The sequence below is a fragment of the Achromobacter sp. 1011811831 genome (genome assembly GCF_059760905.1).
The window spans coordinates 1-12,051 of sequence record NZ_JCBANG010000032.1; the positions used below are offsets into that span (position 1 = coordinate 1).

At 69.6% G+C, this 12,051-nt stretch carries 11 protein-coding genes; 3 read left to right on the top strand and 8 right to left on the bottom strand.

Annotated elements, in window-relative coordinates:
- The coding region (locus AC6LJ9_RS14175) for a nucleotide-binding domain containing protein (protein WP_498148048.1) at positions 1-534 on the top strand (534 nt) is incomplete at its 5' end.
- 85 nt (positions 535-619) lie between these two features.
- Here the strand turns inward: AC6LJ9_RS14175 and AC6LJ9_RS14180 are convergent.
- The 7 genes from AC6LJ9_RS14180 to AC6LJ9_RS14210 all read right to left on the bottom strand — a co-directional run bounded on the left by AC6LJ9_RS14180 (position 620) and on the right by AC6LJ9_RS14210 (position 7,956).
- Complete coding sequence (locus tag AC6LJ9_RS14180) at positions 620-1,327, bottom strand: FadR/GntR family transcriptional regulator (protein ID WP_498148049.1); 708 nt, start codon at positions 1,325-1,327, stop codon at positions 620-622.
- A gap of 115 nt (positions 1,328-1,442) precedes the next feature.
- Positions 1,443-2,360: a LysR family transcriptional regulator gene (locus AC6LJ9_RS14185; protein WP_498148050.1), complete on the bottom strand. Its 918-nt coding sequence runs from the start codon at positions 2,358-2,360 to the stop codon at positions 1,443-1,445.
- Between the two features lie 72 nt (positions 2,361-2,432).
- A complete protein-coding gene (locus AC6LJ9_RS14190; protein ID WP_498148051.1) occupies positions 2,433-3,383 on the bottom strand; it encodes an ABC transporter ATP-binding protein in 951 nt (316 codons plus the stop codon).
- Positions 3,373-4,401, bottom strand: coding sequence for an ABC transporter ATP-binding protein (locus tag AC6LJ9_RS14195; protein WP_498148052.1), 1,029 nt, complete (start codon positions 4,399-4,401; stop codon positions 3,373-3,375). The genes AC6LJ9_RS14190 and AC6LJ9_RS14195 overlap by 11 nt, the downstream gene beginning before the upstream one ends.
- A 41-nt stretch (positions 4,402-4,442) precedes the next feature.
- Positions 4,443-5,339, bottom strand: a complete 897-nt coding sequence (gene nikC / locus AC6LJ9_RS14200) for a nickel transporter permease (protein WP_498148053.1) — start codon at positions 5,337-5,339, stop codon at positions 4,443-4,445.
- A gap of 5 nt (positions 5,340-5,344) precedes the next feature.
- Positions 5,345-6,355: an ABC transporter permease gene (locus AC6LJ9_RS14205; RefSeq protein ID WP_212314370.1), complete on the bottom strand. Its 1,011-nt coding sequence runs from the start codon at positions 6,353-6,355 to the stop codon at positions 5,345-5,347.
- A gap of 14 nt (positions 6,356-6,369) precedes the next feature.
- Entirely contained in the window at positions 6,370-7,956 is a 1,587-nt protein-coding gene (locus AC6LJ9_RS14210; protein ID WP_498148054.1) for an ABC transporter substrate-binding protein, read from the bottom strand.
- A gap of 275 nt (positions 7,957-8,231) precedes the next feature.
- On the opposite strand from AC6LJ9_RS14210, the gene AC6LJ9_RS14215 reads away from it, so the two are divergent.
- Together AC6LJ9_RS14215 and AC6LJ9_RS14220 are read left to right on the top strand one after the other, a co-directional pair.
- On the top strand, positions 8,232-9,296 hold the full coding sequence (locus AC6LJ9_RS14215; protein ID WP_233772616.1) for an S-methyl thiohydantoin desulfurase family protein: 1,065 nt from the start codon (positions 8,232-8,234) through the stop codon (positions 9,294-9,296).
- Between the two features lie 10 nt (positions 9,297-9,306).
- The gene (locus AC6LJ9_RS14220) at positions 9,307-10,848 is read left to right on the top strand and encodes a hydantoinase/oxoprolinase N-terminal domain-containing protein (RefSeq protein ID WP_392408946.1); all 1,542 of its coding nucleotides are present in this window, start codon (positions 9,307-9,309) and stop codon (positions 10,846-10,848) included.
- A 164-nt stretch (positions 10,849-11,012) separates the two neighbouring features.
- On the opposite strand, the gene AC6LJ9_RS14225 is transcribed toward AC6LJ9_RS14220, so the two are convergent.
- Positions 11,013-11,921 (bottom strand): LysR substrate-binding domain-containing protein, encoded by a 909-nt coding sequence (locus AC6LJ9_RS14225; protein ID WP_498148055.1) that lies wholly within the window; start codon positions 11,919-11,921, stop codon positions 11,013-11,015.
- Positions 11,922-12,051 lie beyond the last annotated feature (130 nt).

Consider the following 12,051-nt stretch of genomic DNA (forward strand, 5'->3'; position numbering starts at 1 on the left):
GCGCCGGCGCGCGCGGCCGGCGCGCGCGCCGTGGTGGCGGGCAGCTGCTCGACCGCCACCAATGGGCAGGTTGCCGCGTTCATCGCCAGCGGCCGTCCGGCGCTGGCGCTGGATCCCTTGCGCATCGCGGCGGGCGAGGACGTGGCGGGCGAAGCGCTGGCGTGGGCGCGCCCCTTGCTGGCCTTGGGACCGGTGCTGCTCTATTCCACGGCCGCGCCGGACAGCGTCCGGCAGACGCAGGGCGCGCTGGGCGCGGAGCGGGCCGGGGCGCTGATCGAGACCGAGATCGCCCGCATCGCGCGCGGCCTGGTCGAGCTCGGCGTGCGCCAGCTCATCGTGGCCGGCGGCGAGACCTCGGGCGCGGTGGTGCAGGCGCTGGGGTTGGAGCAGATCGCCATCGGCGAGCAGATCGATCCGGGCGTGCCCTGGTGTTCGGGCCACGCGGCGGCCGTCGATGCCGACATCAGCATCGCGCTGAAGTCGGGCAATTTCGGCGCCACGGATTTCTTCCTGAAGGCTTTCGCGCAAGGCTGATGCCGGCGTTGCCGGCGATGGCGCGCCCGCGCGTTCGAGCGTGGGCGGATGAGGCGGCCCCTTGCGGCAATCGTCGCCGCGCCGTTCAGCGGTGCGCCAGGCTCAGCCGCTTGGCGGCGTTGATCATGTGCACGCGCGCCGCTTCGCGCGCGCCTTCCACGTCCTGGCCGCGTATGGCCTCGACGATGGCGGCGTGTTCCTGCAGCACGGCGCGCATCTGGTCGGCGTGGCGCGCCTCGTTGCCGCGCGTGATGCGGGTGGCGGCGACCAGGAACTGGCTGACGAAGGTGAGGGTGGTGAGGAAGTACGGATTGCCCGTGGCATGCGCGATGCTGCGGTGAAAGGCCACGTCTTCCTGGACGCCGTCGCCGCCGGCGGCCACGGCCTCGGAGATCGCGGCCAGCGCCGCGTCGATGGCGGCCATGTCGCGCTTCTTGCGCCGCGCCGCGGCCTGCGCGGCGATCTCTGTTTCCAGCGCGCGGCGCAATTCCACGATATGCAGCACGGCATCCAGCGAACTCAGCTCGGCGGCGTCGATGCGCAGCGCGCGGTTGCCGGTGGCCCCGCTGACGAACACGCCGCTGCCCTGGCGTGCCTCGACGATGCCGTCCTGGCGCAGGCGCGACACCGCTTCGCGGATCACGGTGCGGCTGACGCCGAACTGTTCGGCCAGCGCGGTTTCGGTGGGCAGCTTGTCGCCGGGCTGCACGCGGCCTTCCTGGATTTCGGCGAGCAGGCGCTTGGCGACCGTGTCGGTCAGGGTGGGCGGCGAGGAGAGTTTGGGGAACGACATGGGGCGCGGCGGCAGGGGTGGGCGGGTCCGCGCCGTCCGTCTGGCAGGCGGGGGCGTCCGGGCTACGCGCAATGATAACCGCAGGGGCGCGCGTGCTTGTCCGGCGCGGGGCGGCTCAGTCCGAGGCGGCGCGGGGCGGGCTGGCGGCCGGCAGCCGCGACGCCAGGAATTGCAGGAAGCTCTGGTCCGCGCGGCTGGCGCCGGCCTGTTCGTGGCGCACCAGGTAGACAGGCAGCGTCACGGGTTCCAGCGGCAGCGCAACGAGGCCCGGATCGGTCTCGGCGTAGCGGCGCGGCAGGGCGCCGATGCCGGCGCCGGCGCGCACCAGCGCGGCCACGGCGTCGCAGTCCAGGCCCTCGGCCACGGTGGCGCCTTCCAGTCCGCAGCGGATCCGGTGCACGGCCAGCGCGGCCAGCGGAGCGCCGGTCTGTTCGTCTTCGTAGCCGATCACGGGGGCGCCGCGCAGTTCGCCGGACGGCGCGCCGGCGGCGGCGTAGTGCAGCATGTCCTGCTCGAACAGCGGCGCATGGCTGAGGGTCGGGCGCGCGTCGGGCGCGGACACGACGCCCAGCGCGGCGTTCTTCTGCGCCAGCAGGCTGAGGATGTCGCCGCAGGTGCCGCGCTTGATGCGGAAGCGGACCAGCGGAAATTCCTGACGGTAGGCGGCGATCAGCGTCGGCAGCTCGGGCCAGTGCACATGGCCGCTCAGGTGCAGGGTGACGATGCCCTGAACGGCGCTATGGGCCGCGTCCAGCGCGTCGGGCAGCGCGGTGACCAGGCGGTAGATGTCGGCGCAGTGACGGTACAGCACCTCGCCGGCGGCGGTGGGCTGGAAGGACGCCGCGCCGCCGCGTTCGATCAGCCGGCGGTCCAGCCGCTCTTCCAGGCGGCGCAGGGCCGCGCTGACGGAAGGCTGCGTTACCGACAGCCGGTGGGCGGCCAGCGTGATGCTGCGTTCCTGCACGATCACCATGAAGGTGCGCAGCAGGTTCCAGTCGAGCTGGTTGGCGAACTTGTCCACGAGAGCGGTCATGCCGGGCGACTCATATCAGTGTGCTGTTTTACCATCTTGCCGGCTGGTCAGGAGCGTGTCAGCGAGGCCCGCTCAGGCCGGCGCGTACAGATGGCAGCGCACCTCGCGCGCCGCGCCGTCGCGGTACAGCCCCGGCTGCGTCGCGTCGCAGCGGCCGGCGATGGCCTGCGGGCAGCGTGAGGCGAAGGCACAGCCGCGCGGCAGGTCGATGGGCGAGGGGATGTCGCCCTGCAGCACGATGCGGCGCTCCGGCTGGCGCGCCTCGGGCACCGGGATCGCGTCGATCAGCGCCTGCGCATAGGGATGCCGGGGCTGGGCGAACACCGCCTCGGTGGGGCCTTGCTCGACGATGCGGCCCAGGTACATCACCGCCACGCGCGGGCACAGCGCGCGGATCACCGCCAGGTTGTGCGAGATGAACAGATAGGACAGCTGGAAGCGCTCCTGCAAATCCTTGAGAAAGCCCAGGATCTGCGCCTGCACCGATACGTCCAGCGCCGAGGTGGGTTCGTCCAGCACCAGCAGCCTGGGCTTGAGCGCGATGGCGCGGGCGATGCACACGCGCTGCTTCTGGCCGCCCGACAGCTCGTGCGGATAGCGGCTGAGGAATTGCGCCGGCAGGCCCACCATCTCCATCAGCTCGGCCGCATGCGCGCGCAGCCTGGCGCCGCGCAGATCGGTATGCAGGATCAGCGGCTCGGACACGCTGCGCAGGATGGTCATGCGCGGGTTCAGCGCCGAATGCGGATCCTGGTAGATGAACTGGATCGAGCGGCGCAGCGCGCGCAGCTCGGCGGGCGGCAGCCGGGTGATGTCGCGGCCCTCGAACAGGACCTTGCCGCGCGTCGGGTCCAGCGCCCGCGCGCACAGCCGGCCCAGCGTGGACTTGCCGCAGCCGGACTCGCCCACCAGGCCCAGCGCCTCGCCGGGCGCGATGGCCAGGTCGACCTCGTTGACCGCGTGCAGCTTGCGGCCGTCGTTCATGGCGAACTCGCGCGATACGGATTGCAGCTCAAGCAGCATGGACGCGGCCTCCAGCGGTGGCTGCGGCCGGCGTCAGCAGCAGACAGGCGGCGCTGTGGCCCGGCGCCAGTTCCACGGAGGGCGGACGCTTGACGGTACAGGCCGCGGCGGCGGACGGGCAGCGCGCCTGGAAGCGGCAACCGGCGGGCGGATGCAGCAGATTGGGCACGGATCCGGGGATGCCCACCGGCATCTGCGCGGGCCGGCGCGGGTGCGGCACCGAGGCCAGCAGGCCGCGCGTGTAGGGATGGCGCGGCGCGTCGAACAGCGCCTGCACCGGCGCGGTCTCGACCACGGTGCCGGCGTACATCACGGCGACGCGGTCGCAGACGCGCGAGATCACGCCCAGGTCGTGCGAGATCAGCAGGATGGCCAGGCCCAGGTCGCGGCGCAGCTCGTCGAGCAGGTCCAGGATCTGCGCCTGGATGGTGACGTCCAGCGCGGTGGTCGGCTCGTCGGCGATCAGCAGCGACGGCGAGCCGGACAGCGCCATGGCGATCAGCACGCGCTGGCGCTGGCCGCCGGACAGCTGGTGCGGATAGCGCGTCAATTGCGTGTCGGGATTGGGCAGGTGCACGCGGGCCAGCATCTCGGTGGCATGGGCGCGGCGCTGGCGCGCGTCGCGGCGTTGTCCGCGCGGCTTGCCGGCGTCATGCGCGGCGATCACCGCCGACATCTGGTCGCCGATGGTGAACAGCGGGTTCAGGTAGGTCATGGGATCCTGGAAGATCATCGCGATCTCCACGCCACGGATGCGCCGCATGGCCGCTTCATCCAGGCCCAGCAGGCTGCGGCCGCGATAGCGCAGGTCGCCGCCCGCCACGCGCGCTGGCGGGCTGGGCACCAGCCCGAGCACGCTCTTGGCCGTGACCGACTTGCCGCAGCCGGTCTCGCCCACGATCCCCAGGGCTTCGCCCGGCGCCACGCTGAGCGTGACGCCGTCCAGCGCCTGGTAGCAACCGTCGAAGGTATCGAAGTGCAGCTTGAAGTCGTCGAATTCGAGCAAAGGTGCGTTCATGTCAGTCGTTCCGCCGCGCGTCCGGCGCTTCGGGGGAAGCCTCAGCCTCGTTGTTTGGGGTCGAGCACGTCGCGCAGCCCGTCGCCGATCAGGTTGAAACCCAGCACGGTCAGGTAGATGGCCAGGCCGGGAAAGGCCGAGTACCACCACCATTGCGGCAGGTAGTTGCGGCCCACGGAGATCATCGCGCCCCATTCCGGCGCGGGCGGCTGCGCGCCCAGGCCCAGGAAGCCCAGGCTGGCGGCGCTGAGGATGGCCATGCCCATGTCCATCGACGCCTTGATGACGATGGGCGAGACGCAGTTGGGCAGGATGTGGACGAACACGATGCGCAGCGGGCCGGCGCCCATCATGCGGGCCGCGTCGATATAGACCTCGCCCTTGAGCGACAGCGTCTTGGCCTGCACCAGCCGCACGTAGCCGGGCCACCAGACCAGCGACAGCGCGATCATGGCGTTGAGGATGCCTGGCCCCAGCGCGCCGACGATGGCGATGGCCAGCACCAGCCCGGGCACCGACAGGAAGATGTCGGTGACGCGCATGATGCATTCCTGCACGCGGCCGCCGAAGTAGCCGGCGATCACGCCCAGCGGCACGCCGATCAGCGCGGCGATCACGGTGATGGTCAGGCCGATCTGCAGCGAGGTGCGCGCGCCCAGGATCACGCGCGAGAACACGTCGTTGCCCATCTCGTCGGTGCCGAACCAGTGCGCCGAACTGGGCGGCAGCAGCTTCTGCGCCAGCTTGACGCTGCCGGCGGCGTCCTCGGGATAGGGCGCCAGCCAGGGCGCGAACAGCGCCACCAGCAGGAAGCCGGTGACGATGACCAGGCCCAGCATGGCGGACTTGTTGCGCGCGAAGGTGCTGGCGTACAGCCGCAGCTGGCGGCCCAGGCCGTGCCGCGCATCCGGGGAGGTGGGTAGGGCGGTGGTGGACATGATGCTCAACCCTGCTGCCGGACGCGCGGGTCCAGCAGGCCGTAGATTATGTCGATGACGAAGTTGATGAGCATGAAGCTCACGCCCAGCACCAGCGTCACGCCCATGATGGGCTGGAAGTCGGAATTCATGGTGGCCTGCACCGCGTACAGGCCGATGCCGGGCCAGTCGAACACCGATTCGATCAGCACCGTGCCGCCCAGCATCCAGCCGAAGCGCAGGCCGATCATGGCCAGCGTGGGCAGCATGGCGTTGCGCAGCGCGTACTTGGCGATCACGCGCCAGGGCGCCACGCCGTGCGCGCGCGCCGCGACGATGTAGTCCTGGCGCAGCACTTCCAGCATCTCGGCGCGGTTGACGCGGATGATGGACGCCAGCGCCGGAAACGACAGCGCCAGCGCCGGCAGCAGCATGTAGGACAGCGCCGACAGGAAGGTGTCGACGTCGCCGTGCAGCAGGCTGTCGATGGTGTAGAAGCCGGTGATGGTGTCCGGCGGAAGGGCCAGCATGTCGAGCCGGCCGCCCAGCGGCAGCCATTCCAGGTGCTGGGCGAAGGCGTATTTCAGCAGCAGGCCCAGCGAGAACATCGGGAAGGCCACGCCGGACGTGGATAGCAGGCGGATCAGGTGATCGGGCCAGCGGTTCTGCGTGGCGGCGGCCAGCGTGCCCAGCGCCACGCCGCCGACGATGGACAGCAGGATGGCGAAGCACACCAGCTCCAGCGTCGCGGGGAAATAGCGCAGCAGGTCCTGGAACACCGGCCGGGTGGTGGTGATGGAGCGTCCCAGGTCGCCCTGCACGACGCCGGCGAGATAGCCGCCGAACTGCGCCACCACCGGCTTGTCCATGCCGTACTCGGCGCGCAGCGTCTGGACCATGGCCTCGGTGGCGTTCGGGCCGGCGGCCAGCCGGGCAGGATCGCCCGGCGCCACGTGCGAAATGGTGAAGGTGATGGCCAGCAGGCCCGCCACCATCAGCAGCATGAAGGCCGAGCGTTTGACGATGAAGCGCAGCATGGGGCGTGACGGTCCTAGCGGCCGATGTACAGCGGGTACAGGTCGAACTCGCTGGCCATGCGGATGGGCGAGTCCACCAATCCCTGCACGTAGTCGCGCGTGGCCGTGTTGCGGTCGCGGATCATGCCGAAGATCTCGGGCTGGTCCGCCACGATGCGGCGCTGGATCTCTTCATACAGCGGCTGGCGGTCGGACCAGGCCGGCAGCGTGCGCGCGCGGTCGATCAGCGAGAACAGTTCCGGGTCGTCCAGGAAATGCGTGGCGTAGTACTGGCCCCAGGAGCCCTTGTGATACATGTAGGCCACCGGGTCCGGATCGATCGACATGGTGGTGCTGAAGGACGCGAAGATGTCGGGCGAGGTCTCGGCCTTGGCGCCGCGCGCCACCATGTTGGGCCAGGTCAGCGGCACCATGCGGATCGTGATGTTCAGCGGCTTGAGATTGTCGATCAGCAACAGGCCCATCTGGCGTTCTTCCTCCAGGCCCTGCACGTAGACGTATTCCAGCTCGATGCCGCCTTGCGGCCACTTGGACTTGGCCAGGTATGCGCGGGCCTTGTCCATGTCGCGGCGCGGCATGTCGGGCACGGCGACATGGCCCTTGACCGAGGGAGGGAAGGGGCTGTCCATCAGCCGCGCGCGGCCGTTGTAGATCTTCAGCAAGGACTCGTAATCGAAGGCATAGGCCAGGGCGCGGCGCAGGTTCAGGTCGGACATGTACTTGCCCTGCGTATTGAATTTCAGACCGAATCCGCCCATGCCGGTGCCGGCCTTGCGGCCGATCTTCACGCCCTTGACCGATTCGAGCTGGTCCAGGTCCTCGGGCGACAGGCTGCCGGCGATGTCGATCTCGCCGCGCGCCAGCGCCGCGCGGCGGCTGGAGTTCTCGGTGATGACGCGGTAGATGATGCCGCCCAGGCGTGCCTTCTCGGGCTGCGGCCAGCCTTTCCAGTAGCTGTCCCAGGCTTCCAGCTCGTACAGCGAATTGGGCTCGACGCGCTTGATGCGGTAGGGACCGGAGCCGGCGGTGTGATCGGTCAGCCATTGCTGGCCGTAGTCGCCGTTGTGCTCGTTGGCCATGGCCTGCTTGACGTTGACCACGTACCACCACGGCAGCAGGCTGAGGAAGGCCGCGTAGGGGCGGCTGAGCGTGAAGCGCAGCGTCTGCGGGTCTTCGGCGCTGATGTTCTCGGGCTTGAGGAAATCGGTGTACATCCAGGCCGGGCCCTTGTTCAGCTTGAGCGTGCGCTCGAACGAGGCCTTGACCGCGGCGGCGTCCACCGGATCGCCGTTCTGGAATTTCGCGCGCGGGTCCAGCTTGAATGTCCAGACGGTGGCGTCGTCGTTGACGGTCCAGGACGTGGCCAGCCAGGGCTTGAGCTCGACGGGGTCGCCCTCGTACTTGAGCAGCGCGTCGTAGGTGGCCTGCTGGATGGTGCGGATCGAGAAATCGTACTTCTGCGCAGGGTCCATCACCGACACGGCCTGCTGGCCGCCGATGACCAGGATGCGCTTGCCGTTGGCGGTCTCGAACGCATGCGAGGCGAGCGGCGCGCAGGCGATGGCCGCCGCCAGCAGGAAGTTGCTCAGACGATGCCGCATTGGTGTTTCCCCTTGTATGTCGCGTGCCGGACGTTGCCGGAGTCTGTACGCCGATATTTGCAGATGGACCCGGCGGCGGCAAATAAATACGAAGAATGCGGCGCATAGGCGCAGCGCATGCCGCCGCATGATTTGGGTTTATGCGAGGCATGCACAGATTCAATTTGCCCGGGCTTGGAAGCGCGCAGTAATGTTTGGCCACCTTCCCGGTTCACCAGAGACTTCATCGAACCATGCTATCTGTAGCCGCAAGCACGCAAACCGGAACGCGCGTCGTGTCCGCCGAAGAGATGGAAGCCCTGGCCGTGGGCGCCTGGATACTGGGCACCGGCGGCGGCGGCGATCCGTACCAGAAACTGCTCAACATGCGCCAGCTCTACAAGAAGGGCTATCGCGCCTCGCTGCTGGACCCCATGTACCTGAACGAGGACGACCGCGTGGCGGTGGTGTCGGGCATGGGCGCGCCGCTGGTCGGCCAGGAACGGCTGGCCGATCCGCATTTCGCGGTCAAGCCGGTGCGCATGATGGAGGAATACTGCGGCCAGCGTTTCCGCGCCATCATGGCGCTGGAAATCGGCGGCGGCAACGGCCTGCAACCCTTCATGGTGGCCGCGCTGATGGGCCTGCCGGTGGTGGACGCCGACAGCATGGGCCGCGCCTATCCCGAGGCCCAGATGACCAGCTTCGCCGTGCGCGGCCTGCCCATGTATCCGCTGGCCGTGGCCGACATCCGCGACAACGAGGTCATCGTCACGCGCGCCGCGTCGGCCACCTGGGTCGAGCGCCTGAGCCGCAAGGTGGTGGTCGAGATGGGCTCCACCGCCGCCACCTGCAAGACCCCGCGCAGCGGCGCCGAGGTCAAGGAACACGGCATCCTCTACACCGTCAGCAAGGCCATCCGGCTGGGCGAGGTGGTGCTGCGCGCGCGGCGCCAGCACGACGACGTGATCGGCGCGGTGCTGCAGGAATCCGGCGGCAAGCGCATGTTCAGCGGCAAGGTCGTGGACGTGGAACGCCGCACCACGGCGGGCTTCCTGCGCGGCCGCGCCGTGCTCGAAGGGCTGGGCGAGGATCGCGGCTCGCGCTACACGCTGCATTTCCAGAACGAGTTCTCGGTGGGCGAGCGCGACGGCGTGCCCGAGGTCATGACGCCGGACCTGATCTGCGTGCTGGACTCGGTCAGCGGCGACGGCATCGGCACCGACGTGCTGCGCTTTGGCCAGCGCGTCAGCGTGCTGGCGCTGCCCGCGCCCCAGGTATTCACCAGCGAACGCGGCCTCGAGCTGGTCGGCCCGCGCGCGTTTGGATTCGACATCGACTATCGCACTGTCTTCGCGTGAAGCAATCGCTATGAAACACATTGGCATCGACGTAGGCGGCACCAACACGGACGCCGTATTCGTGCAGGACAATCAGGTCCTCGGGGCGGTCAAGTCGCCCACCACTTCCGACGTGACCACCGGCGTGCGGCGCGCGCTGGCGGCGCTGATCCAGGCCTGCCCGCAGGCTGCGGCGCCCGAGGCGGTGATGATCGGCACCACCCATTTCACCAACGCGGTGGTGCAGCGGCGCGACCTGGAGCCCGCCGCCGCGCTGCGCGTGTGCCTGCCGGCCGCGGCCTCGCTGCTGCCGTTCTGCGATTGGCCCGAGGATCTGGCGCAGAAGGTCAACGGCGGTACCTATCTGGTGCAGGGCGGCCATGAGTTCGACGGCCGCGAGCTGATGCCGCTGGACGAACGCGCGGTGCGCGACGCCGCCCGCGCCATCCGCGCCTCGGGCGTGTCGACCGTGGCGATCAGCGGCGTGTTCTCGCCGCTGATCGGCGACGCCGAGCTGCGCGCCGGCGAGATCCTGAAGCAGGAACATCCGGACTGCCGCATCACTTATTCGCACCAGCTCGGCCGCATCGGCCTTCTGGGCCGCGAGAACGTCGCGCTGCTGAACGCCACGCTGATCGACCTGGCGCACAAGACCACCGACGCCTTCGTGCAGGCGCTGGCCGACAGCGGCATCGACGCGCCGCTGTTCCTGACGCAGAACGACGGCACCGTGACGCTGGCCGAGAACGCGCGCGACTTCCCGGTGCATTCCTTCGCGTCGGGGCCGACCAACTCCATGCGCGGCGCGGTGTTCCTGGCCAAGATCAACGACGCGGTGGTGTGCGACGTGGGCGGCACCACCGCCGACGTGGGCTGCGTGCAGAACGGCTTCCCCCGGCAGGCCAACAACATGGTCGAGGTGGGCGGCGTGCGCACGGCCTTCCGCATGCCGGACCTGTTGTCCATCGGCGTGGGCGGCGGCACGCTGGTGAACCCGGATACCCTGCAGATCGGGCCGGTCAGCGTGGGCCACCGGCTGCTGCAAGAGGCGCTGGTGTTCGGCGGCAATCAGCTGACCTGCACCGATATCGCGGTGGCGGCGGGCCTGGCCGATATCGGCGACCGCTCGCGCGTGGCGCACCTGAGCGCGGCCACGGTGCAAGGGGCGCTGGCGCGCATCCATGAAGCCATCGCCGAGGCCAGCGACCGCATGAAGAGCGACGCGCGCGACGTGCCGCTGATCGCGGTCGGCGGCGGCTCGGTGCTGATTCCCGACCGCGTGGCGGGCTTCTCGGAAGTCGCGCGGGTGGCCAATCACGCGGTGGCCAACGCCGTGGGCGCGGCCATCGCGCAGGTGTCGGGCGAGGTCGACCAGATCTTCACCAACCTCGGCCGCGAGGAACTGCTGGAACAGGCGCGCAAGATCGCCGTGGGCCGCGCGGTGGCCGCCGGCGCCGACGCGGATACCGTCACCGTGATCGAGCAGGAGGACATTCCGCTGGCCTACCTGCCGGGCAACGCCGTCCGGGCGCGGGTGCGGGTGGTGGGCGAGATCGCCGGCCGGGCGGGCTGAACAGGGCGGGGCTTCGGCATCGGACGATTGCAGTGCCGAGGCTGTTGCTGGACAGCCTTCGGTTTTTCAGGCCGGCGGCGCGCGAGCGCCGCCGGTTCTTTTTTGTCCGTCCGCGCGGGCTTGCGTGACGCAGCGTCTTGGCGTCAGCCCGGGCGGCGTTGTCTTCAGCCGCCAGTCTTGCGGCCGCGCTCGTCGCGCGCCGCGTGCAGACAGTCCATGAAGCACTGCGCCGCCGGCGTGGGCGGTGAATCGGCGCGCGTCACGATGCACACGCGCGCGGCGGGCAGCGCGTGGTCCAGCGGCACCATGCGCAGGGGACGCGGCAGCAGTTGATGCTCGAACAGGTCGCGCACGAAGATGCCCAGCGCGTCGCTTTCGGCGATCAGGGCCAGGCCCACGGCGATGGACTGGCAGGGGATCACATCGCGGGGCGGCGGCAGGCCATGGGCGGCATAGGCCAGGCGCAGCAGGTTGGACGGCGATTCGATGTTGCCCGGCACCAGCCAGAGCGCGTCGTGCAGCTCGGCCAGGCTGCGCGCGCGGCGCAGCGGATGGTCGACGCGCGCGCCCACCGCCAGCGGCAGGTCGTAGAGCGTGGCGCGGGTGAAGCCGTCGTCGATCTGGCCGCCGTATTCGGTCTGGACCAGCAGGTCGTAATGGCCGGATTCGAGCAGCTCGTGGCTGTGGGGCGGCGCGACTTCGTTGAAGGAAACGGACACGCGAGGCATGCGCTGCCGGAAGTCCCTGAGCGCGCCCGGCAGCACGGTCAGCGCCGACGAGCTGACCGCCAGGTGCAGCGAACCGCCAGCGCCGTCCTTCATCTGGCCGATCTCTTCCTGGGCGCGGCGCGTTTCCTGCAGGATCAGCACGGCGCGCTTGTATAGCGCCTGGCCGTAGGCGGTCAGTTCCACGCCCTTGGCGCTGCGGCGCACCAGCTCGGCGTCCAGGCTTTGCTCCAGCTCGCGCAGGTTGCGCGTGGCCGCCGGCTGGGTCAGGTGCAGGGCGCGGGCGGCGGCGCGGATGCTGCCGTGTTCGGCGATGAGGACGAAGGTGCGCAGCTGGCGCAGGTTCATGGGCGGACTTCCGGAATGCGGGGGTATCAGGAAAAGCTTTCACTGGAACGAAAATACTATCTTTTCCTTATCGTCCGCCATCCGTATATTCATGGCCATCGCAGCGGATACGGAACCGGGATCACCGGCC